This is a genomic window from Streptomyces xinghaiensis S187 (genome assembly GCF_000220705.2).
In the GTDB taxonomy this organism is placed as follows: Bacteria; Actinomycetota; Actinomycetes; order Streptomycetales; family Streptomycetaceae; genus Streptomyces; species Streptomyces xinghaiensis.
In genome coordinates this window covers 641,968-663,820 of the sequence record NZ_CP023202.1, presented here as the reverse complement: position 1 = coordinate 663,820, position 21,853 = coordinate 641,968, and the positions used below count along the sequence as shown (strand labels likewise).

Annotated in this window: 20 protein-coding genes and 1 pseudogene; 8 read left to right on the top strand and 13 right to left on the bottom strand. The window is 74.1% G+C overall.

Annotated features, from left to right (window positions below; translation table 11 throughout):
- Positions 1–50: 50 nt before the first annotated feature.
- The 6 genes from SXIN_RS02870 to SXIN_RS02845 all read right to left on the bottom strand — a co-directional run bounded on the left by SXIN_RS02870 (position 51) and on the right by SXIN_RS02845 (position 4,718).
- Positions 51–902, bottom strand: a complete 852-nt coding sequence (locus SXIN_RS02870; RefSeq protein ID WP_019708013.1) for an ABC transporter permease — start codon at positions 900–902, stop codon at positions 51–53.
- Positions 899–1,663, bottom strand: a complete 765-nt coding sequence (locus SXIN_RS02865) for an ABC transporter ATP-binding protein (protein WP_019708014.1) — start codon at positions 1,661–1,663, stop codon at positions 899–901. Before SXIN_RS02865 ends, SXIN_RS02870 begins: the two co-directional genes overlap by 4 nt.
- A complete protein-coding gene (locus tag SXIN_RS02860) occupies positions 1,660–2,295 on the bottom strand; it encodes a 4-carboxy-4-hydroxy-2-oxoadipate aldolase/oxaloacetate decarboxylase (protein WP_019708015.1) in 636 nt (211 codons plus the stop codon). The genes SXIN_RS02865 and SXIN_RS02860 overlap by 4 nt, the downstream gene beginning before the upstream one ends.
- Positions 2,292–3,008, bottom strand: coding sequence for a PIG-L deacetylase family protein (locus SXIN_RS02855; RefSeq protein ID WP_039820738.1), 717 nt, complete (start codon positions 3,006–3,008; stop codon positions 2,292–2,294). The genes SXIN_RS02860 and SXIN_RS02855 overlap by 4 nt, the downstream gene beginning before the upstream one ends.
- Positions 3,009–3,038: 30 nt before the next feature.
- The gene (locus SXIN_RS02850; RefSeq protein WP_019708017.1) at positions 3,039–3,965 is read right to left on the bottom strand and encodes a DUF6282 family protein; all 927 of its coding nucleotides are present in this window, start codon (positions 3,963–3,965) and stop codon (positions 3,039–3,041) included.
- A gap of 78 nt (positions 3,966–4,043) precedes the next feature.
- The gene (locus SXIN_RS02845) at positions 4,044–4,718 is read right to left on the bottom strand and encodes a GntR family transcriptional regulator (protein ID WP_019708018.1); all 675 of its coding nucleotides are present in this window, start codon (positions 4,716–4,718) and stop codon (positions 4,044–4,046) included.
- A 111-nt stretch (positions 4,719–4,829) separates the two neighbouring features.
- Here SXIN_RS02845 and SXIN_RS02840 point away from each other — a divergent pair, with 111 nt between their 5' ends.
- A complete protein-coding gene (locus SXIN_RS02840; RefSeq protein WP_095756536.1) occupies positions 4,830–5,675 on the top strand; it encodes an NAD(P)-dependent oxidoreductase in 846 nt (281 codons plus the stop codon).
- A gap of 27 nt (positions 5,676–5,702) precedes the next feature.
- On the opposite strand, the gene egtD is transcribed toward SXIN_RS02840, so the two are convergent.
- From egtD to SXIN_RS02810, 6 genes are all read right to left on the bottom strand, one after another.
- The gene (gene egtD, locus SXIN_RS02835; RefSeq protein ID WP_019708020.1) at positions 5,703–6,671 is read right to left on the bottom strand and encodes an L-histidine N(alpha)-methyltransferase; all 969 of its coding nucleotides are present in this window, start codon (positions 6,669–6,671) and stop codon (positions 5,703–5,705) included.
- Positions 6,668–7,423 (bottom strand): ergothioneine biosynthesis protein EgtC, encoded by a 756-nt coding sequence (gene egtC / locus SXIN_RS02830; RefSeq protein ID WP_095756535.1) that lies wholly within the window; start codon positions 7,421–7,423, stop codon positions 6,668–6,670. The genes egtD and egtC overlap by 4 nt, the downstream gene beginning before the upstream one ends.
- Before the next feature lie 73 nt (positions 7,424–7,496).
- Positions 7,497–8,873 (bottom strand): ergothioneine biosynthesis protein EgtB, encoded by a 1,377-nt coding sequence (egtB, locus tag SXIN_RS02825; protein WP_095756534.1) that lies wholly within the window; start codon positions 8,871–8,873, stop codon positions 7,497–7,499.
- Entirely contained in the window at positions 8,870–10,180 is a 1,311-nt protein-coding gene (gene egtA, locus SXIN_RS02820; protein WP_095756533.1) for an ergothioneine biosynthesis glutamate--cysteine ligase EgtA, read from the bottom strand. The genes egtB and egtA overlap by 4 nt, the downstream gene beginning before the upstream one ends.
- A gap of 506 nt (positions 10,181–10,686) precedes the next feature.
- The gene (locus tag SXIN_RS02815; RefSeq protein ID WP_095757891.1) at positions 10,687–12,003 is read right to left on the bottom strand and encodes a S1 family peptidase; all 1,317 of its coding nucleotides are present in this window, start codon (positions 12,001–12,003) and stop codon (positions 10,687–10,689) included.
- 332 nt (positions 12,004–12,335) lie between these two features.
- Entirely contained in the window at positions 12,336–13,232 is an 897-nt protein-coding gene (locus SXIN_RS02810; RefSeq protein WP_019708023.1) for a glycoside hydrolase family 19 protein, read from the bottom strand.
- Positions 13,233–13,706: 474 nt separating this feature from the next.
- Between SXIN_RS02810 and SXIN_RS02805 the strand changes: the two genes are divergently transcribed.
- The 5 genes and pseudogenes from SXIN_RS02805 (at position 13,707) to SXIN_RS02785 (ending at position 18,621) form a co-directional block, all read left to right on the top strand.
- Positions 13,707–14,690 (top strand): NADPH:quinone oxidoreductase family protein, encoded by a 984-nt coding sequence (locus SXIN_RS02805; RefSeq protein ID WP_095756532.1) that lies wholly within the window; start codon positions 13,707–13,709, stop codon positions 14,688–14,690.
- A gap of 17 nt (positions 14,691–14,707) precedes the next feature.
- The gene (locus SXIN_RS02800; protein ID WP_019708025.1) at positions 14,708–15,925 is read left to right on the top strand and encodes an acyl-CoA dehydrogenase family protein; all 1,218 of its coding nucleotides are present in this window, start codon (positions 14,708–14,710) and stop codon (positions 15,923–15,925) included.
- Positions 15,922–17,106: an acyl-CoA dehydrogenase family protein gene (locus SXIN_RS02795; protein ID WP_095756531.1), complete on the top strand. Its 1,185-nt coding sequence runs from the start codon at positions 15,922–15,924 to the stop codon at positions 17,104–17,106. The genes SXIN_RS02800 and SXIN_RS02795 overlap by 4 nt, the downstream gene beginning before the upstream one ends.
- Positions 17,107–17,403: 297 nt before the next feature.
- Positions 17,404–18,289 (top strand): annotated as a pseudogene (locus SXIN_RS02790) (phosphatidylinositol-specific phospholipase C/glycerophosphodiester phosphodiesterase family protein).
- A 137-nt stretch (positions 18,290–18,426) separates the two neighbouring features.
- Positions 18,427–18,621: a hypothetical protein gene (locus SXIN_RS02785; protein ID WP_019708027.1), complete on the top strand. Its 195-nt coding sequence runs from the start codon at positions 18,427–18,429 to the stop codon at positions 18,619–18,621.
- A 387-nt stretch (positions 18,622–19,008) separates the two neighbouring features.
- On the opposite strand, the gene SXIN_RS02780 is transcribed toward SXIN_RS02785, so the two are convergent.
- The gene (locus SXIN_RS02780; RefSeq protein ID WP_019708028.1) at positions 19,009–19,380 is read right to left on the bottom strand and encodes a DUF779 domain-containing protein; all 372 of its coding nucleotides are present in this window, start codon (positions 19,378–19,380) and stop codon (positions 19,009–19,011) included.
- Positions 19,381–19,564: 184 nt separating this feature from the next.
- On the opposite strand from SXIN_RS02780, the gene SXIN_RS02775 reads away from it, so the two are divergent.
- Together SXIN_RS02775 and SXIN_RS02770 are read left to right on the top strand one after the other, a co-directional pair.
- Complete coding sequence (locus SXIN_RS02775; protein ID WP_019708029.1) at positions 19,565–20,089, top strand: GNAT family N-acetyltransferase; 525 nt, start codon at positions 19,565–19,567, stop codon at positions 20,087–20,089.
- 783 nt (positions 20,090–20,872) lie between these two features.
- A complete protein-coding gene (locus tag SXIN_RS02770; RefSeq protein WP_019708030.1) occupies positions 20,873–21,523 on the top strand; it encodes a DUF4360 domain-containing protein in 651 nt (216 codons plus the stop codon).
- Positions 21,524–21,853 lie beyond the last annotated feature (330 nt).

Sequence of the window (21,853 nt, the reverse complement as noted above, 5' to 3'; positions counted from 1 at the left end):
GGCGGACGCGGGCGCGGGGGGTGGACGCGGGCGCGGGTGCGGCGCGTTGGCTACTTTTGGAGCGGCTTCCAGCGGTTGACGCGCCGGTCGAGCAGGCCGACGAGGATGTTGAGGGCCCCGGCGATCAGGCTGAGGACCACGAGCGTGGCGAAGACCCCGGCGGTGTCGAACTGAGCGGCGGCATCGTTGATCAGGTAGCCGAGGCCCCGGTTGGAGGCCACGAGTTCGCCGATGACCGCACCGATGAGGGCGTAGGGCACCGAGACCTTCAGCCCGGTGAGGAACCCGGCCATCGAGGACGGCAGGACCACCTTGAGGGCGATCTGGCGGCGGCCGCCGCCCATGAGGCGCACCGCGTCCACCAGTCCCTGGTCGACCTCGCGGACGGCGGCCGCCGTGTTGAGGAAGACGAGGAAGAACACGGTGACGGCGGCCAGCAGGACCTTCATGTCCATGCCGATGCCGATCCACACGATGAACAGCGGGGCCAGCGCCACCTTCGGGATCGCGTAGAGGGCCATGATGAAGGGGTCCAGCACCCGGTAGACGAAGCGCGAGGCCCCGAGCAGATAGCCGGCCAGCGCGCCGGCCACGGCCCCGAGCAGGAATCCGTAGACGATCTCCTGCACGGTGATCCAGGTGTTGTCGGCCAGGGTGCCGTCGGCCCACCAGGTTCCCAGCCGGTCGACGATGTCGCTGGGCCGGCTGATGAAGGTGTCGTCGATCCAGCGGCCGGAGGCGGCCTGCCAGAGCACGAGCATGACGACCAGCAGTGCGGTCCGGGTGGCCCAGATGGTCGTGGTGCCGCCGTGGCGCTGCCACCAGGTGCGCCGGACGTCCTCGCGGACGGCTCCGGTGGGCAGGGCCCGGCCGGCTTCGGGCGGGGTGTCGGTGGTGCTCATGCCGCGGCTCCCTGGAGTGCGCCGGCCATTTCCTTGTACAGGGCCACATAGGTGGCGTCGACCTGCAGTTCGTCCGCGTTCCGCGGGCGGGGGAGGTCGATCCGCCGGTCGACGACGATGCGTCCCAGCCCGCCGAGGACCACCACGCGGTCGCCGAGCAGGATCGCCTCCTCGATGTCGTGCGTGACGAACACGACGGTCTGCTCGCTGCCCTCCCAGAGCCGCAGCAGTTCCTGCTGCAGTTCGTGGCGGAGCTGGGCGTCCAGCGCGCCGAACGGCTCGTCCATGAGCAGCGTGGACGGGCTGCCGGCCAGCATCCGGGCCAGACTGGCCCGCCGCCGCATGCCCCCGGAGAGCTCGCGGGGGTAGTGGTGCTCGAAACCGGAGAGGCCGACGCGGCCGATGAGGTCGCCCGCGGTGCGGGACCGCTCGGCGGCCGGCACGCCCTGGAGCTCCAGCGGCATCTCGACGTTGCGCTGGACGTCCCGCCACGGCATCAGCGTGTCCGACTGCGTCAGATAGCCGATGTCCGTGTGCGGCCCCGTGAGCCGCTTGCCCTGGTAGCGGACCTCGCCGCTGGTGGGCGTGGTCAGCCCGGCGAGGAGGTTCAGCATGGTGGACTTCCCGCACCCGCTGCGGCCGAGGACCGAGACGAAGGTGCCCTGCTCCACCGAGAGGCTGAAGTCGCGCAGGGCGACCGTGGCCGTGTCGTTCTTGACGAACCGCTGGGACAGTCCGTCGACGCTCAGCAGCGCGGTCATGCCGTCACGCTCCCTTCGCTGTCCTGCGCGCGCAGGCCGTAGACGTCGTAGCTGATCTCGCCGTTCTGCCAGCGCGCCCGCAGGGCGGCCTCCTTGGCGATGCGGGCCCGTACGGCCCGCACGACCTCGGGGACGTCGGCGGCCCGTACGGCGGTGGCGCCGTCGTCGTCCAGGACGACCAGGTCGCCCGGCTCGATCAGGGTGCCGCCCACGCGGACGGGGACGTTCACCCGCCCGCGGTGCTCCTTGCCGGCGCCGCGGGCGTTCCGCCACCGGGCGTGGACCGTCATCTGCAGGCCCGCGAGCTCGGCGGTGTCCCGGACGGCCGCGTTGACGAGGAGCCCGGCCGCTCCGCGCACGGCCGCCTGGGTCGCCAGCAGGTCTCCGACGACGGCGACGGGCTCCGGCTCGGCCAGGGTGACGACCAGGATCTCCCCGGGCCGGAGGACGTCCATGGCCTCGTGGACGGCGCGGTTGTCGCCGGGGCCGCACAGCACCGTGCGGGCCGGACCGGCGGTGCGGCGGCCGGGGGTCACGGTGTCCCAGGACTCCTCGATCAGTCCGCGGCGGCCGTACGCCTCGTACACCGTGGCGACTCCGGCGCGGCCCAGCTCGGCCGTTCCGGGGCTCACAGCGCACCCACCACGTGGGGCAGGAGGCGCTGGAACGCCTCGGCCTGGCGGATGCCGGCGTCGCCGGTCACCTTGCGGGCGTGGTTGCCCCGGTGCTCGGCGCGCTGGGCGTAGTACTCCTGGAGGTACCGCTGGGCCGCCATGTGCCGCATGGCCTCGACCTTGCGTTCGAAGACATCGGTGATGTCGACGAAGACCGAGGGGACGAAGCCGCACAGTTCCGGCTGGTGCGGTTCGAAGGCGAGGAATTCCGAGGGCGGCGCGGTCCTGAACGCGCTGGCCACGCCCGCGCCGGAGGTCAGCAGGCGGGCCCGGGCCACCGCGCGGTGCGCGACGGGGTGGTCGGGGTTGAACGGGTCCTTCTCGGGGTGCGTCAGGACGAGGTGGGGCGCGAAGTCGCGCATGATCCCGGCCAGTTCGGCGACGGCGTCGTCACCGGCGCGCAGCGGGTAGTCGCCCAGGTCGAGCGCCCGGAACCCGGCGCCGAGCACGGCGGCGGCCCCGGCGGCCTCCTCGTGGCGGATCTTCTTGACGTTCTCCTCGGTCTGCCCCTCCTGCTTCCACAGGACGCCGGACTCCCCGCGCTCGCCGTAGGAGAGGGCCACCACGAGGGCTTCCCCTCCGGCGGCGGTGTGGCGGGCGACGGCGCCGGCCGAGCGCCAGACGAAGTCGGCGCTGTGCGCGCCGACGACCAGCATGCGACGTGTGTTCATCGGTTCTTCTCTCTCGGGCATCGGGGGCGGTCAGTCGCTCAGCGGTTCGGCGCCGACGAGGGCCCGGCTGTTGTGCACGGTCATGGTGCGGATCTCCTCGTCGCTGAAGCCGGCTTCGAGGAGCCGGTCGGCGGCGAGCGCCAGTCCGTGCTCGACGGGCGGGTTGAACGGCTGGCCGAGGTCGCTGGAGACGATCGAGTTCTCCGGCCCCGCCTCGCGGATGTTGGAGAACCACAGGTCCCAGCCGACCTTGCCGGTGTAGGGGGTGGTGAAGCACCGCTCCAGCAGGGCGCCGTGGGCGGCCAGCTCACGCTGGCGTTCGATGCCGATCCGCTGGGAGGTGAACTCGGGGTGCGTCACGACGATGCGGCGCACGCCCTCCTCGGCGGCGGCCGCGACGACCGTGGCGATCTCGTCGCCGTGGAGGTGGCCGGTGGCCAGGACCATGTCGTGCCGGGCGATGAGCCGCAGGACCTGGCGGGTGCGCTCCAGGACGGCGCCGTCCGCTCCGACCACCTCGACCGGGTCCGCCGCCATGCCCGCGGCGCGCAGGTCGTCCTGGAGCCGGGCCCACATCGGCGGCTTGGCGCCCGCGGGGTCACTGGCCAGGCAGGAGCGCTGGTTGGAGCTGTCGACCGTCGGCAGCCACACGAACCGGGCGCCGCCGCGGGCGGCGATCTCGACCGCGATGGGGTTCAGACCGCCCACCGAGGCGTTGAGGGTGATGGCCCCCACCGCCTGGGCCTGTCCGAGCCGGTTGACGACGGCGGCCCGCTCGGCGGTGGGGACGTAGTGGCTCTTGAGGACGAACCCGGCCAGTCCGGCCTCGGCGAAGCGGTGGGCGAGCTCGCTGTCGTCGATGCGGCGCTTCATGACGTCGGGCCCGACGTGGATGTGGACGTCGTAGGCGCCGCGGACGAGGTCCCTGGCGTGCCGGCTCGGGATGGGGTGGGACACGGTGACACCTTTTTGTCGGCAACTTGTTGAACGGGATTGTTAGCAATCCCGTTGCCGACGTCAAGGGTCTGGCCGATATCAGCCCTCGGAGGCCCTCCGCATCGCCTCCATGACGCTGCGCAGGTGCAGCCGGATCGCCTGCTCCGCGGCCTCCGCGTCACCCGCGCGGATCGCGTCGATGATCGCCAGGTGCTCGGGCAGCGAGACCTGCGGACGGCCGGGCATGGTGGCGACCTTGAACTGCTGCCGCACGCTCTGCGCCCGCAGCCTCTCCAGCACGTCCGAGGCGGCGCGCTGGCCGCTGATCTCCCTGATCCGCTGGTGGAGGCGCTGGTTGAGCTGCCGGTAGCGCATGATGTCGCCGCCGGCCACCGCCACCCGCATGTCCGAGCCGATCGTGCGGAGCTCCTCCGCCTCCGCGGCGCCGATCCGCTCGGCCGCCTTGGCGGCGCACAGGGCCTCCACGGCCATGCGCACCTCGTAGATCTCGATGGCCTCGTCGAGGGGGACGATCCGGACCCGGGCGCCCCGGTTGGCGATGCGTTCGACCAGCCCCTCGGCCGCGAGTTCGAGGAGGGCCGAGCGGACCGCCCCCCGGCTGGCCGAGAACTGTTCCGTCAGGTCCGCCTCCACCAGTCGCTGGCCGGCCACGACATCACCTCGCAGGATGGCCTCGCGGATGTCGGACGTGACGTTGGCGCGGGCCTTCGCCGCCTTGGCCGTCCCTGTCGCGCTGGATGCGTCGCTCGGCATTCCCTGGCTCCCGGATGCTGGCGTGATTGTTGACAATATTGTCGGGAGTGTAGCAGGGTGCCCCTCCGGTCCCGGCCCCGCGGACCACCGGCCGGACGCAAGGAGGCTCTCGTGCAACCGCCCCCGTACATCGCGCTGCTGGGCTACGGCGAGGCCGGCTCGGCGTTCGGCCGCGATCTGCTCGCCCTCGGTGCGCGGGTCCGCGTCCACGACCCCCGGGTCCGCCCCCGTGACGCCGTCGAGGTGGCGGCCGACGAGGCGGACGCCGTGCGCGGCGTCGACCTGGTGCTGAGCGTCAACAGCGCCTCGGCCGCCCTCGGCGCCCTGGAGGCCGGTGCCCCCGGGGCCCGGGAGGGCGCCGTCTGGGCCGATATGAACACCGCGTCACCACAGGCCAAGACCGTACTGGGGGAGACCGCCGCCCGGGCGGGCCTCTCCTTCGCCGACGTCGCGATCATGGCCCCCGTCCCGGGGCGGGGTCTCGGGGTGCCGATGCTCGTCAGCGGCCCGGCCGCGGAACGGTTCGCCGCGCTCCTCCGGCCCCTGGGCACGCCCGTCACCCTCCAGCCCGGGGGCGCCGGCGCCGCCGCCCGGCGCAAACTGCTGCGCAGTGTCTTCTTCAAGGGGATGGCCGCGGCGGTCGTCGAGGCGCTCGACGCGGCCCGCGCCGCCGGCTGCGAGGAGTGGCTGCGGGAGAACATCGCCGCGGAGCTCGCCGGCGCCGGAGCCGGAACCGTGGATCGGCTGGTCACCGGCACCCGCCGGCACGCCGGGCGCCGCGCCGACGAAATGGCGGCCGCCGAGGAGATGGTGCGGGGCCTCGGCGTCGAGCCGGCCGTCGCCCGGGCCGCGCGGGACCTGCTGCTCCGGATCCGGGCCGAGGAGGCGGGCGGACCGGCGGCCGGGCGGGACACCGGAGAGGCGGCCGGGCCGGCGGAGGGCGGGCCGCGCCGGTGAGGCGCCGGGCCCGCCCGGACCGCCCGCTCAGTCCTCGGCCGGACCCGCAAGCGACAGGGCGAAGCGGCCCTCGTCGTCCGTCCACCAGTGGCGCAGCTCCAGACCGGCGGCGGCCAGCTCCTGCCGTACGCCCTCGCGCCGGAACTTCGCCGAGACCTCGGTGCGCAGGTCCTCGCCCGCGTCGAAGGTGACGGCGAGGTCCAGGGCGGGGATCTTCGCGGTCAGCGCGTGCCGGGCGCGCAGCCGCATCTCGATCCACTCGTGCTCCGCGTCCCAGAGCGCGACGTGGTCGAAGTCGTCCGGGTCGAAGTCGGCGCCCAGCTCGCGGTCGATGACGGACAGGACGTTCTTGTTGAAGGCCGCGGTGACGCCCTGGGCGTCGTCGTAGGCCGCCACCAGCGTCCGCTCGTCCTTGACCAGGTCGGTGCCGAGCAGCAGCGTGTCCCCGGGGGTGAGCAGGGAGCGCACGGACGCCAGGAACGCGGCGCGCTCGGCGGGCAGCAGATTGCCGATGGTGCCCCCGAGGAAGGCCACCAGGCGCGGGCCGGGGGTGTCCGGGAGCCGGAGCCCGTGCTGGAAGTCGGCGACCAAGGCGTGGACATCGAGCTCCGGGTGGTCCGCGAGCAGACTCTCCCCCGCGAGGCGCAGCGCCGACTCGCTGACGTCCACGGGGACATAGGCCCGCAGGCCGCCCAGGGCCCGCAGCAGATGGCGGGTCTTCTCGGAGGAGCCGGAGCCGAGTTCCACCAGGGTGCGGGCGCCGCTCGCCTCGGCGACGGCGTCCGCGCGGGCGGCGAGGATCTCCCGCTCGGCGCGGGTCGGGTAGTACTCGGGCAGCCGCGTAATCCGCTCGAACAGCTCGCTGCCGCGGGCGTCGTAGAACCACTTGGGCGGCAGCTCCTTGTGGCGGCGGGACAGCCCGCGGAGGACGTCGGTGCGGAGAGCGGCGGCGGTGGCGTCGGCGGGCAGGGTGCGGGTGACGGCGAACGGACTCACGCGGGCTCCTTGAGCGGGGTCAGGAGAACATCGGTGCGGGTGGCGGTGAGCAGGGTGCGGTCGGGTGCCTCGGTCCAGCGCGGATCGTCGTCGTAGGGCTCGGAGGCCACGACGGTGCGGCGCGCGGCCGGGTCCGCCAGGTACCAGAGGGTGTCCCCCCAGGCGGTGGCGGCCACGGTGCCGCCGTCCGTGAGCAGCAGGTTGAGCCGGGAGCCCGGCGCCGCCGCGGCCAGCTGCTCGACGACGGCGGAGAGGGCGTCGCCCAGCGCGTCGCCGCGGCGCAGCGCGTGGAGGACGAGCGCCCAGACGAAGGCCGAGTCGCAGCGGGCCTGGAGCGTCAGCAGGTCCTCGGGCGGCAGTCCGGCCGCGAGCGGGGCGGCGGAGGCGGGCCAGCCCGTGAGGGCCCCGTTGTGGCTGAACAGCCAGGGCCCGGCGGCGAAGGGCGCGGCGGCGGCCTCGCCGTCGGCGCCGGCCTCGGTCGCGTCCCGTACGGCCGCGAGCAGCGCACGGGTGCGCACGACGCGGGCGAGGTCGGCGAAGGACTGGTCGGCCCAGACCGGCCCGGCGCGGCGGTAGCGGGCCGGCACCGGGTCGCCGTCCGCGTACCAGCCGACGCCGAAGCCGTCGGCGTTGACGGTGCCGTACCGCTGGCGGCGCGGCGCCCAGGACTGGCGGTACAGCGCGTGCCCGGGGGTCACCAGGACGTCCTGCCAGGGAACGCCGGGCCCCAGGTAGGCCACATGCCGGCACATCAGCCCCACCCCCGCCCCGGTGCCGGGCGGAGGGGGGTGACGGCGGTCGCGGGCGCCCGCCCGCGCCGGGCGGTCACGCGCTCCCCGGAAGGTCGCGGGCCGTGCGGAAACCGGCGAAGATCTGGCGGCGCACCGGCAGGTCCCAGTTGCGGAAGGTGCCCCGGCAGGCGACCGGGTCGACGGCGAAGGAGCCGCCGCGCAGCACCTTGTGCTCCGGGCCGAAGAAGACTTCGGAGTACTCGCGGTAGGGGAAGGCGCGGAAGCCGGGGTAGGGGAGGAAGTCGCTCGCCGTCCACTCCCACACGTCGCCGATCAGCTGCCGCACACCGAGCGGTGAGGCGCCGCGCGGCCAGCTGCCCAGGGGCGCGGGCCGCAGGTGCCGCTGCCCGAGGTTGGCCTGGTCCGGTCCCGGGTCGGCGTCGCCCCAGGGGTAGCGGCGGGAGCGGCCGGTGGCCGGGTCGTGCCGGGCGGCCTTCTCCCACTCGGCCTCGGTGGGCAGGCGCCGGCCGGCCCAGCGGGCGTAGGCGTCGGCCTCGTACCAGCTGACGTGGAGCACGGGCTCACCGAGCGGTACGGGTTCCGTGACGCCGAACCGGCGGCGCACCCAGCCGGAGCCCTCGCGGCGCCAGAACAGGGGCGCCCGCAGGCCGTGTTCGCGGACGTACGCCCAGCCCCCGGGGGCCCACCAGCGCGGTTCCTCGTAGCCGCCGTCCTCGATGAAGCGCAAGTAGGCGCCGTTGCCGACGGGGACGGTGTCGATGAGGAAGGCCGGGACGTCACGCCGGTGCGCGGGCCGTTCGTTGTCCAGGGCCCACGGTTCCGCGGAGGTCCCCATGGTGAACGGGCCCCCGGGCACGAGGACCTCGGCCGGCAGCGAGTCCGCGTCGGCGGGGGCGGGCGGTGGCGCGGGGGCGGTCAGCGCGGCGGGGCCGCGGCGCAGCTGGTGGGTGATGAGCATGGTCTCGTCGTGCTGCTGCTCGTGCTGGGCGATCATGCCGAACGCGAAGGCCGCGTCGGTCAGTTCCCCGCCCTCCAGCCGGGTGTCCGCCAGCACGTCGAGGGCCCGGGCCCGCACGTCGGCGACGTAGTGGCGGGCCTCGCCGGGCGGCAGCAGCGGCAGGGAGGGGCGCTCGGCGCGCGGGTGTTCGAAGGCGTCGTAGACGGCGTCGACGTCGGGGCGGAGCGCCTCGCGGCCGCCGACGGCGCGGAGCAGCCACTGGTCCTCGAAGTTGCCGATGTGGGCGAGGTCCCAGACGAGCGGGGACATCAGCGGGGAGTGCTGCGCGGTGAGTTCGGGGTCGTCGACACAGGAGGTGAGCAGGGCGGTCCGGTCGCGGGCGGCGGTGAGGGCGTCGGCGGCCCGGCGGCGGAAGGTGTCCGGGGTGGTGTCGGGGAGGACGCTCTCGGCGGTGTCGCGGGCGGCGGGGCTGGTCCGTTCGGTGGCCGTCATGGGCGGCTCTCCTTCCCTGGTGCCGGCTGTCCGTACAGGTCGAGCAGGTCGTCGGCGGGGCAGCGGCCCCGGGAGACATAGCGTTCGGTGAAGTCCGCCACCGCGTCCCGTACGGCGGGCGGCGCCCCCAGCCGGGGCAGCGCCTCGCGGGCGGCGGCGAAGCAGGTCTCGGCGGCGGCCCGGAGCGCGGGGTCGGCGAGGCCGTGGCGGGCCGCGTTCCGCCACAGCGGGTTGCCGGGCGGGGGTTCCGCGCCGGCGGTGGCGGCGAGCGGTTCGACGGCCCGTACGGCCGTGGCGGAGGCGGCCGGGTCGTCGAACAGGGCGGCGGTCACCGCGAGCGGCACCATCCAGCCGTCCTCGCCCGGCTGCGCGTCGATCATGCGCAGCTCCAGATGGCCGCGCGGCCGGACCGGGGGGAAGAGGGTGGTCAGGTGGTAGGCGAGATCGTCGGCGGTCGGCGGCCGGGGGGCGCCGCCCGCGATCCAGTGGCGGAACGTCAGCCCGTCCGGGGGAAGGGTCCACGGCCCGCCGTTGTCGGACCGGACGCACATGACGGGCGCGTCGAGGGCGTACGCCGCCCAGGCGGTGCGCGGCTCCGGACCGTCGGGCGGAGCCAGGGAGCGGCCGGGGTCCAGCTCGGCCCAGAGGGCCTGCCGGGTGGAGCGCCAGCCGGTGGGGACGCCCTGCCGGAGCGGGGAGTTGGCGAAGGCCGCCACGAGCACGGCGCCCAGCAGATGCGCCAGCCGCCAGCGGCGGGCGTGGCCGAGCGGGCCGGGCTCCTCGTGACCGGCGTCCAGGCACACCTGGACGGAGGCGGTGGCGCACATCATGGCCCGGCCGGCGGGACCGGCGCGGTCGAAGTACGCCTCCATGGCGCGGTAGCGGGGAGCGGTGAGCAGCCGGCGCGGGGGGTTCCACGGATCGTGGCCGTGCCCGGCGAGGGCCAGGCCGCGGGCGGCGAGGGCGGCGCGTACGCGGCGCAGATCGGCGGCCGCGTCCGCCACGCAGGCGGCGAGGGAGCCGGCCGGGGGAGAGCTGAGCTCGATCTGCCCGCCGGGCTCGAAGGTGAGCGCGGAGCGGAGGGTCAGGCCGCGCAGGGCGGCGTGGGCGGCGGAGAGCCGGGACGGCTCGACGGCGGAGCGGGCATCGCGCGGATCGTGGATGAACCATTCGAGTTCCACCCCGAGCCTGCGCGGCGGCCCGGTCTTGAAGCAGACGCCACGCACCTGGGCGTCGACCTCGGCGGTGGTGACGGGCCGGGCGCGGGGCTCCGGCGGAGGGATGAGCGCGTCGAAGACATCGGTCATGTCCGGTACCTCCCGGTGTGGCGGCGGCACCTGCTCACGGTAGGTGAACCGGTGCCGTCCCGCATCACCTAACCCGCTGCGGCGGATGTACTCAAGAGTGCCTCTCCGGCCCTCCTTCCCCAGGAGTGGGAAGCGCGGCCCGGGGGCCGGGGGAGAGGGGAGACGGAGCGTGACGGGGGCGCGCCGGGCGGCGGAGAGGGGTGGCGCCGCGGGACGGGGTGGCGGCGCGGGGCTGCCGCCGTGCCGGCGTGTCTCCCGGGGCCCGGTGAGCGGCGGGAAGTCCCGTCCCCGGTACCGGCGGACTACCGGCACCGGTGAACGGGCGGGGGTGGTCCAGGGCTCCGGGAGAGGGCGGGAGCCGCGGCAGGGCCCCGCGGTGGGAGCGGAAGACGGGCGCGGGGCCCGGGTACCAGGGGAGAGGTACCCGGGCCCCGCGCCCGGATCCTGCGTCGGGTGCGATGGGGCCGGGGAGGCGGCCGGCCGGCGGCCGCCTCCCCGGGCCGCCGTTACGAGCGGTGGCCCGTCCGGGTGTCGGTGGAGTCGTCCCGGGAGCCGTGGCCGGCCCGGCCGTCCGCGGCGCCGCCGAAGCCGTCCTCCTCGCCGAGGCCCTCGTCACCGGCGCCGATGTCACCCGCGTCACCGGCCTCCTCGCCGGCGGCGCCGTCACCGGCCTCGCCGCCCGCGCCGGCCTCGTCACCGGCACCGGCTCCCTCGCCGCCGGCACCGGCGCCACCGGCGCCGATCGTCGCGCCCACGGCCTCCAGCGCGGTGGTCACCGGCTGGAAGAAGGTCTCGCCGCCGACGGTGCAGTCACCGCTGCCGCCCGAGGTGAGGCCCACGGCCGCGTTGCCGGAGAACATGGCACCGCCGCTGTCGCCCGGCTCGGCGCAGACATCGGTCTGGATCAGGCCGTTGACGATATCGCCGTTGCCGTAGTTGACGGTGGCGTTGAGGCCGGTGACCGTGCCCTCGCTGAGACCGGTGGTGCTGCCGGAGCGCTGCACCGCCATGCCGACACTGGCCTCCGCGGCCTCGGTGATCTCCTGCGTGGTGCCGTCCTGCAGATCGACCGTGCTCGGGGCCTCCGTCGCCGGGTCGTCGTACATCACCAGGGAGAAGTCGCTGACGGGGAAGACCGATTCGGCCGTCGTGCCCAGCGGCTGGGCGCCGGCCTGGTCGCCCGTCCAGGCCGTGGCGACATCGCCGCAGTGGCCGGCGGTCAGGAAGCCCGGGGCGCCGTTCACGTCCACATTGAAGCCCAGGGAGCAGCGTGCGCCGCCGCTGAAGATGGCGTCGCCGCCGTCGGCGAAGGGCTTGAACTCGCCCTGGCTGCGCTTGACGGTCACCAGGCCCGCCATGCCGTCGGTGGCCTGCTCCAGCGCGGCGAGTCTGTCGCCCGTCACGGTGCGGTCGGCGAGGACGGAGACCTTGTTGGTCTTGGGGTCGATCGACCAGGCGGTGCCCGGAATCGACGCCTTGTCGCCGAGCGTCCGGGTGGCCGCCTTCAGTTCGGTCATGCTGTTGTCCACGATCCGCGCCTCGGCGCCCTTGGCGCGGGCGGTCTCCGCGGCTTCCTCGTCCAGGACGTTCATGACGAGCCGCCCGGACTCGCCGTCGAAGTACCAGCCCGCGGCGTCGGCGCCCAGGTCGGCCGCGAGCGCGGTGCCGGTCTTGGCCGCGGCCGGGCCGGCGAACGTTCTGGGGGCGGCCTCCTTCTCGTCACTGGCGTTCGCGTTCGGCAGCAGGATCACCGCTCCCGCGAGGGCGGCTGCGGAGGCCGCGGCTATGGCGCCCGTCCGCTTGTTGACTCGTCGGTGGCTCAACTGACTGACCTCCATCGGGGGGCGGACCGGCCGCTGGGGGTCCGGCCGGTCCGGCTTGTGGGGCTGCGGCGGGGCGGACACCGCGAGCGGGTCCTCCTGCCATGCGGACAGACGCGAGCGGTCGCGGTGCTCGGCTCCCCGTACGCCTGTTCACCCATCACCTACGTACGGCGGCCCGGATTGCCTCAAGGGGAAAGAGAATTGACGAGAAGTGCCCGGTGGGACGCGGGCGGCCCGGGCGCCGAAGCGCGTGGGTGAGGGCCCCGTGCGCAGCGGTACGCCCGCCGCGGCGGTGGGCCGTGGCGGGCGTACAGGGGTGGGCGAGCAGCCGCTCAGCAGGAGAGATTGCCGCCCGGGTCGGTGCCGAGGATGCCTGTGAACTGCCGGTACTTGTCGATGCGGCTCTGCACCTGCGCCGGGTTCCTCCCGTCGCACTCCAGACTGCCGTTGATGCTGCGGATGGTCTGGCCGAAACCGTGCCCGCCGGTCATCGCGGTGTGGCCGGTCATGCTGCCGGGGCCGCTCTGGGTGTTCCAGTACCACAGGGCGGTCTTCCAGGCCACGGCCGCGTCGTTCTGCACCAGGAACGGGTTGTTCAGCAGGTCGATGCCGAGGGCGTCACCGGCCGCCTTGTAGTTGAAGTTCCAGCTCAGCTGGATGGGCCCGCGGCCGTAGTACGCGTCGTGCCCGGCGGGGCAGCCGTACGGCTGCGACGTGTCACAGTAGTGCGGGTAGTTGGCGGTGTTCTGCTCGACGATGTGCACCAGGCCGCCGGTCTCGTGGGCGACGTTGGCCAGGAAGGCGGCCGCTTCCTGCCGCTTGACGGTGTCGCTGCCGGTGTTGGCGAAGCCGGGGTAGGCGCTCAGCGCCGCCTTCAGGCCGCTGTAGGTGTAGAAGGAGTTCCGGTTCGGGAACATGCGCTCGAACTGCGCCTCGCTCACCACGAAGCCGCTGGGTGCCGGCTCGCCGCCCTCGCAGGAGTACGGCTCCCAGTACCAGGTGCTGATCACCGGGTCATATCCCGGGTTGTCGTGCTCGGCGCGGTAGTACCGGCCGTCCGTGTAGCGGACGACCGAGCCTGCCGGGTACCACTGCCCGGCCGTCCAGTTCGGCGCGGAGCAGGCCGCGGTCCGGGCCGCGGAACCGGGAGCGGCCGAGGCGGCCACGGGTGCGGCCAGTCCGCCGCAGACGAGCAGGGTGGTGAGTGACGCCAGAAGACGTCGCGACACGCGATCACTCCTTATGCGGCAGTGCGCCGCCTTGGGCCGGCCCCGGCACGGGTCCGCGCCCCGGGCCGCGGGCAGGGGCGCGCCGCGGCCGGGCGGCCCGCCGGGCCGGCCGATGGGGGGTTGGTCAGGCACTCAATCGCACTGGTCTACACCAGTCAAGGTCTAGACCACTTTTTCTCCGAAGAGGTGGCCCAACGCGGCCCGCTGTCGGGGGTGTTGGCCGGTGTTGCCCGTCTTGTCGCCACGGCGGCCGTGCCGGTTCGGGGCGGGGTGCGTGCGGTCCGGTGGTCCGGCGGGGCGGGCGTCCGCGGGCGGGGGCGGACCGCGGATGGTGGCAGGGATCTCGCCCCGCCTCTGTTCCCGGAGCAGAGCGACCGCTTAGTATGCCGCTGGCGGGCGGTGCGCAGCTTCCGCCCCCCTCAGTCCCCCTGTCACTTGTCGACGCTGTACGGAACGGTTCACGGAGGCCACCGGATGAAGGCATGGCGCGTACACGAGAACGGCGAACCGCGTGAGGTGATGCGCCTCGACGAGGTGCCCGACCCCGTGCCCGGCCCGGGGCAGCTGCTGCTGCGGGTCCGCGCCGCCAACGTCAACTTCCCCGACGCGCTGCTCTGCCGCGGCCAGTACCAGGTCCGGCCACCGCTGCCCTTCACCCCCGGCGTCGAGGTCTGCGCCGAGGTCGTCGCCGCCGGTGACGCCACCGGGGCCCGGCCCGGCGCCCGCGTCCTCGCCCAGCCGCCGCTGCCCGGCGGCGGATTCGCCGAGCTCACCGTCGCCGACTCCGCCGGCGTGCTGCCCGCACCGGAGGCACTCGACGACGCGGAGGCCGCCGCCCTGCACATCGGGTACCAGACCGGCTGGTTCGGCCTCCACCGCCGGGCCCGGCTCCAGCCCGGGGAGACCCTGCTCGTGCACGCCGCCGCGGGCGGGGTCGGCAGCGCCGCGGTCCAGCTCGGCAAAGCCGCGGGAGCCACCGTCATCGGCGTCACCGGCGGAGCGGAGAAGGCCGCCGTGGCCCGCGAACTGGGCTGCGACCTCGTCATCGACCGGCACACCGACGACATCGTCGCCACCGTCAAGGAGGCCACCGGCGGCCGGGGCGCCGACGTGGTCTACGACCCGGTGGGCGGCGACGCCTACGCCAAGTCCGTCAAATGCATCGCCTTCGAGGGGCGGGTGATCGTCGTCGGCTTCGCCGGCGGCACCGTCCCCGCCCCCGGCCTCAACCACGCCCTGGTCAAGAACTACTCGATCCTCGGCCTGCACTGGGGGCTGTACAACACCAAGGACCCGGCCGCCGTCCGCGCCTGCCACGAGGAACTCACCGGACTCGCCGCCCGGGGCGCCATCAAACCCCTGGTCAGCGAGCGCGTACCGCTCGACGGCGCCGCCGCGGCCGTCCAGCGCGTGGCCGACGGCCTGACCACCGGCCGCGTCGTCATCACCCCCAACTGACCGCAAGGAGCCGCGACATGCAGCGCAACGCCGCCGCACCGCAGCCGGCACCGGACGCCGACGGGCTGCGCCGCCGCGTCCGGGACCTGCTCGACGCCCACGACCCCGCAACCACACCCCGCGAGGAGTTCCTCCGGGCCCGCTTCGACGCCGGACTCGCCTGGGTGCACTTCCCCGAAGGGCTCGGCGGCCTCGGCGCTCCGCGCTCCCTGCAGCGGGTCGTCGACACCGAACTGGAGGCGGCCGGCGCCCCCGACAACGACCCCCGCCGGATCGGCATCGGCCTCGGCATGGCCGCGCCGACCATCCTGCGCTACGGCACCGAGGAACAGAAGAAGCGCTTCCTGCGGCCGCTGTGGACCGGCGAGGAGGTGTGGTGCCAGCTCTTCAGCGAGCCCGGCGCCGGCTCCGACCTCGCGGCCCTCGCCACCCGCGCCGTACGCGAGGACGGCACCGGCGACTGGGTGGTCGACGGCCAGAAGGTGTGGACCTCCAGCGCCCACGTCGCCCGCTGGGCCATCCTCATTGCCCGCACCGACCCGGACCAGCCCAAACACCGCGGCATCACCTACTTCCTCTGCGACATGACCGACCCGGGTGTGGAGGTGCGCCCGCTGCGCCAGATCACCGGCGAGGCCGAGTTCAACGAGGTCTTCCTCACCGGGGTGCGCATCCCCGACAGCCACCGGCTGGGGGAGATCGGCGACGGCTGGAAGGTCGCCCAGACCACGCTCAACAACGAGCGCGTCGCCATCGGCGGCGGACGCGTCCCGCGTGAGGGCGGCATGATCGGCAAGGCCGCCGCCACCTGGCGGGAACGGCCCGAACTGCGCACCCACGACCTGCACCAGCGACTGCTCGGCCTGTGGGTCGAGGCCGAGGCGGCCCGCCTCGCCGCCATCCGCCTCGGGCAGCAGCTCGCCACGGGCCAGCCCGGACCCGAGGGCGTGGCCATGAAACTCGGCTTCGCCCGGCTCGCCCAGGAGATCAGCGGCCTGGAGGTCGAACTCCTCGCCGACGAGGGACTCACCTACCAGGACTGGACGATGGTCCGCCCGCAGCACGTCGACTTCACCGGACGCGACGCCGGCTACCGCTATCTGCGCGCCAAGGGCAACTCCATCGAGGGCGGCACCTCCGAGGTCCTGCTCAACATCGTCGCCGAACGCGTCCTCGGCCTGCCCGGCGAACCGCGCACCGACAAGGACGTCCCCTGGAAGGAACTCGCCCGATGAGCGCCGCCACCACCGGCCACGCCCGCACCACCGCCCCCGCGGAGCAGCCCGTGCCGGACCTGCTGTACTCCGAGGCGGAGGAGGACCTGCGCTCCGCCGTACGGTCCCTGCTCACCGACCGCTGCGGACCGGCCGCCGTCCTCGCCCGGATCGAGACCGGCCGGCCGTACGACCCGGACCTGTGGACGGCGCTCGGCGCCGGCATGGGCGCCGCCGGACTGCTCGTGCCGGAGAGCCTCGGCGGTCAGGGCGCCTCCGCCCGCGAGGCGGCCGTCGTCCTGGAGGAACTCGGCCGCGCCGCGGCCCCGTCCCCCTATCTCACCAGTGCCGTCATCGCCGTCGAGGCCCTGCTCTCCACCGGACCGGAGGAGGGTACGGAGACCGCGGCGCTGCTGGCCGGGCTCGCGGACGGCCGGTCCACCGCCGCCCTGGCGCTGCCCTGGTCCACCGCCCCCGGCTCGCGGCCCGCCGCGACCGTCCGGGCCGGTGACGGCGCGGCGCTCACCGGCACCGTGCGCGGCGTCGCCGACGCCGCCGAGGCCGGGACGCTGCTCGTCCCCGCCGAAGGGCCCGGGGGGCTCGGGCTCTACGCCGTCGAGGCGGCGGCACCGGGCGTCACCATCACCCCGCTGGTGCCGCTCGACCTCACCCGCCCCCTCGCCGACGCCGCCTTCGACAACGCCCCCGCCCGGCCCGTCGCCGGCCCGGACCGGGCCGAGGCCGCCATCCGCCGCGCGCTGTCCGCCGGAGCCGGACTGCTCGCCTCGGAACAGCTCGGCATCGCCGAATGGTGCCTCACCGAGACGGTCCGGCACACCCGGGAGCGGCACCAGTTCAACCGGCCCGTCGGCTCCTTCCAGGCGCTCAAGCACCGGCTCGCCGCGCTCTGGCTCGACATCGTCTCGGCCCGTGCCGCGGCCCGCAACGCGGCCGACGCCCTCGCCACCGGCTCCCCCGACCTGCCCGTGGCCGTCGCCGTCGCCCAGGCCCACTGCTCGCGGACGGCCGTCCGCGCCGCGGAGGAGTGCGTCCAGCTGCACGGCGGCATCGGCATGACCTGGGAACACCCCGCTCACCTCTACCTCAAGCGGGCCAAGGCGGACGCCACGGCGCTCGGCACCGCGGGACGGCACCGGGAGGCCCTCGCCGGACTGGTGGACCTCCCCGCCCCGTCCCACTGACAGCGGACGGAGCCGGGCACGGCGCGGAGGGCCCCGGCGGGGGGAGGGCCCTCCCCCCGCCGCCGCACCCCGTACGGCGGCGTCCCCGTCCGCCGCCCGCGCTCCGCCCCAGGGCCACCACCGGGCAAACGGCACATCAACTCTCGGTGCCGACAAGCCCGTTGCGATGACCGGCAGCCGCCGGAGCGGCGATACTCGGGCACGGTCCACCCGATACCCGACCCCGGCCCGTGAGCACCGCGTACCGCGGCCGCCACGCGGCCGGTTGTTCGCCGCGCCGTCCGCCCGGGAGGCTCCATGGCCCTCGTACACCCCACCCGCCGCACGCTCCTCACGTCCTTCGCCGCAGCCCTCGCCGGCACCGCCGCCGCACCGGCCGCCGCACGGGCTGCGGCCGCACCGGTCCCGGCCCGCCTGGGCCCCGCGCCCCTGCGCCGGGCGCACGCACACAACGACTACGAACATCCCCGCCCCCTTTCTCGACGCCCTCGACCACCGGTTCACCAGCGTCGAGGCCGACATCTGGCTCATCGACGGACAACTCCTCGTGGGGCACGACGCGGAGGACCTCACCCCCGAACGCACCCTGGAGACGCTCTACCTCGACCCGCTGATGCGCCGGGTGCGCGCCCACCACGGCGCGGTGTATCCCGGCCACCACCAGCCCCTGCAACTCCTCGTCGATCTCAAGAACACCGGCGAGGCGAGCTATCTCGAACTCCACCGCCGGCTGCGGCGCTACCGGCGGATGATGAGCGTGGCGGTGGACGGCCGGGTCCGCCCCGGCGCGGTCACCGCCGTGATCTCCGGTGACCGCGCGGCCCGTGGGCCCCTGGAGGCACAGCGTCTCCGGTACGCCTTCTACGACGGCCGTCTCGACGACCTCGGGGGCGGCTCCCCGGCCTCGCTCGCCCCGCTGATCAGCAGCAACTGGACCCAGAGCTTCGGCTGGCGCGGTGTGGGACCGATGCCCGCCGCCGAGCGCGGAAGACTCCACGAGATCGTCACCGCCGCTCACGGCGAAGGCCGGCGGGTGCGCTTCTGGGCCACGCCCGACACGCCGGGCCCGGCGCGCGACGCCGTCTGGTCGGAACTCCTCACCGCGGGAGCGGACCACATCAACACCGATGACCTGGCCGGTCTGGAGGCGTTCCTCGACCGCCACGGAGGACAGCGGCGATAACTCTCGGTCAGCACCCGATCGGCGGACGGACGGACAGCCGGTGCGGAGCGCGCCATGGGCCACACTGACGCCCCAGAGCCGCTCCGTACCGCGTCCCGGCCGTACCTGCGGGTGGCCGGCCGAGGAGGTTGTCCTCGATGGTCGTATCCATCTCCGTGCTCCTGCTGCTCCTGATCATCACGCTGATCTTCCTGCGCAGCGGATCCCTCAAGACCTCGCACGCGATCCTGTGCGCCGTGGTCGGATTCCTCATCGCGGGCACCGGCGTGGCCCCCTCCGTGTACAACGGGATCTCGGCCACCGCGCAACTCGTCAGCGGCATCCGCCCCTGACCACCGGGCCCGCCGCGCGCCCGTCCGCCCCTCCCAAGGGGGCGCCGCTCCGGGCCCGCACGCCGCCGCTCCCCGGCTCCGTGGCACCCTCCGGCCCCGAACATGCGCTTCCGCCACCATGCCGCCGCCCTCCCGTTGCGCATCCGCTCCATCACTTTTGGTGACGACCGTAGCGCGAGGAGAGGACATCCGTCAGGGCCTGTGGATAACCCGAAAAGGCGCAGGTCAAGCAGGAAGGCGCAGGTCAAGCAGGAAGGCGCAGGTCGGTCAGAGGGCCGGGCGGCGGGCGGTCCGGGCGGTGCCTCACGGCCCCGGTCCGGGCCCCGCGCCCCGGAAGGTGTATCGTCCCCCCGCATCCCCAGGGCCGCGTCCGTCCCGCCCGGCTCCTCAGACCTCCGCCGCCAGCAGCCGGGACCGGATGAGGAACCGGACGCCCTCGGGGGCTTCCAGCGAGAACCCGCTGCCCCGGCCCTCCACCACGTCCACGATCAGCCGGGTGTGGCTCCACCGCTCGTACTGACTGGCCGACATCCAGAACGGAACCCGCTCCGGCACCCCCTCGACCGCCAGCTCCGCCAGCAGCACATCGGATCCGCCCGTCCTGAACTCTCCGGCCGGATAGCACATCGGCGCGCTGCCGTCGCAGCACCCGCCCGACTGGTGGAACATCAGCGGCCCGTGAGCCTCGCGCAGGCGGCGCAGCAGGTCCGCCGCCGGCCCGGTCAGCTCCACCCTGGCCGTGTCCGTGCTGTCGCTCATGTCCGCTCCGCAGTCGTCGGTTCGGCAAGTCCCCGGACGGCCCTCGCCGATGGCCGCGGCTCCGTGCCGCACGGTGCCGCCGTTCCACCGTCACACCGGCGACGGCCGGGCGGCAAGCCCCGCGCACGCCGGGCCGCGCGGAAATGCGTTGCCGGGCCCGGCAGCCGCCGGAGAGGATCGGGACATGCTGATCCGGCGCGAGACACCCGCAGACCTTGAGGGCATTCGTGCCGTCCACCGCGCCGCCTTCGCCGGGCCGGACACGGCGCCCGGCCAACTGCCCGCCGAGGTGGGCCTGGTGGACGCGTTGCGGGCGGACGGGGCCTGGATCCCCGAGCTGTCGCTGGTGGCGGTGGGCCCCGGGGGAGAGGTGGCCGGACACGTCGTGTGCACCCGCGGCCGCGTCGGAGCGGCTCCCGCCCTCGGGCTCGGGCCGCTCGGTGTGCTGCCGGCCCTGCAGCGGCGGAGCGTGGGATCCGCCCTGATGCATGCCGTGCTGGGTGCCGCCGACGCGCTCGGCGAGCCGCTCGTCGTGCTGCTCGGCCACACCGGGTACTACCCGCGCTTCGGTTTCCGGCCGGCCGCCGAGTACGGCATCGTCCCGCCCGTCCCCGCGTGGGCCGAGCACTTCCAGGCCCGCGCCCTCACCGCCCACGACCCCGCACTGCGCGGGCCGTTCACCTACGCCGGGCCGTTCAACGACCTGTGAGTGCGGGGCAGCCCGCGCTTCCCGCCTCGCTCAGCGGATTCGGTGGCCACTGCATTAATCCAGAATGAAACGAATGGCCCGGCCGCCGATTCCGGGCCGTGGCGCGAACTCACTGACCGGTTTCCGGCCGAAAGGATGCCGGAAGGGGCTTTCGGTGAGCCGCGTGGCCATATTCCGGTACGCCGTGGTCTCCTCACCGGACGATCCGGCCGGGCCCCGGAGTTCAGCGCCGGGCCCGGATCGCTTTGTTTCGGCCTTGTTTCCCGGGTGAGACGCGCACCCTTGTCATGGCCCTGGGGACCTCCTATTGTGGGAGCGCTCCCACCCCTGCCCCCCCACGGGTCAGCAGGAGGCCAGGTAATGGCACCGAATGGTTGAAGACATCACCTGGCCTCCCGATCCGGCAGGCCGTACGTTTTGGAACTCAGCGCCCCCTGGCGGTGCGCCGAATGCACCGGTGGAATCCGTAACCGGGCTGAAGGCACCCCGTCGCGTCGAGGCAGCCGGGCCGGCGGAATGCGCCGGCGGGCCGCCGCGGAGTTCCGATCCGTATCGTCGTGCCCCTGTCTCGCAGAGGACCTCCGGGAGTTCGGACAGCAGCGCCAGCTTTCCCACCCTGATCCGTGACGCGCCGTGTCGCGTCGCTGCCCGGGGCCGGCGCGCTGCCCGGATGAGGCTCTGACACGCCGGCGTTCCGCCGCGACTCTCCGGGCCTCGTTCAGTGTGGGCGGATTCGGGATCGTCCCCCTTCCGTCATGGTCCACGACGATCGATTGGAGAATCATGTCCGGTGTACTTCTGGCAAGTGGGGCTGCCGCAGCGTTACTCGCTTCCACGCTCACCGCTTCCACCGTCTCCGCTCAGGAGGAGACCGTCCCGCCGGAGAAGATCCAGCTCTCCGTCAACACCGTGAACGGCTCGGGCTGCCCGGCCGGGACGGCCGCCGTCGCCGTCTCCCCGGACAACACGGCCTTCACCGTGACCTACAGCGACTATCTCGCTCAGGTCGGCGTCGGCGCCTCGCCGACCGACTTCAGAAAGAACTGCCAGCTCAACCTGGACGTGTACGTGCCCCAGGGCTTCACCTACGCGATCGCGAAGGTCGACTACCGCGGCTACGGCTACCTGGAGGACGGTGCCACCGGCCTGCAGAAGGCGTCGTACTACCACCAGGGCTCCTCCGACACGGGCACGACCTCGCGCACGTTCAAGGGCCCGTTCGACAACAACTGGCAGGCGTCGGTCAGCAAGGAGTACGGCGAGCTGGTCTGGGCCCCCTGCGGTGTGAAGCGCAACTTCAACATCAACACCGAACTGCGGGTCGACGGTGGCGACTCGGACACCAAGAGCACGACCAGCTTCATGACCATGGACTCCACGGACGCCGCGGTCAGCACGGTCTACCACATGGCCTGGAAGGAATGCGGTAGCTGACGGGCTCCGCGCGCACCCCGCGCGGTGGCGTCCCGGGCACTCGCCGGGGTTCACGGCCCGGGAGCCGGCCGTGGACCACGGGGCGTGGTTCACGAGCGGGAGAACGGACACCGCGGGACGCACAACCGGTGATCCAGACCAGAGGACTGGTGACCGGATACCAGCACCCCCCACTCCGGACCTGCGGAACTCATGTGCCGCACGGTTGCGGAACTCGAACGGCCCGGGTTGAAATCCCCGCGCGCCACGGCGGCTGCCGTCGGTGCGCGGGGACCATCCCACCCCCTCGGAATGCCCTTGGTTCGCGGAGGGGACGGGCCATGCGACACG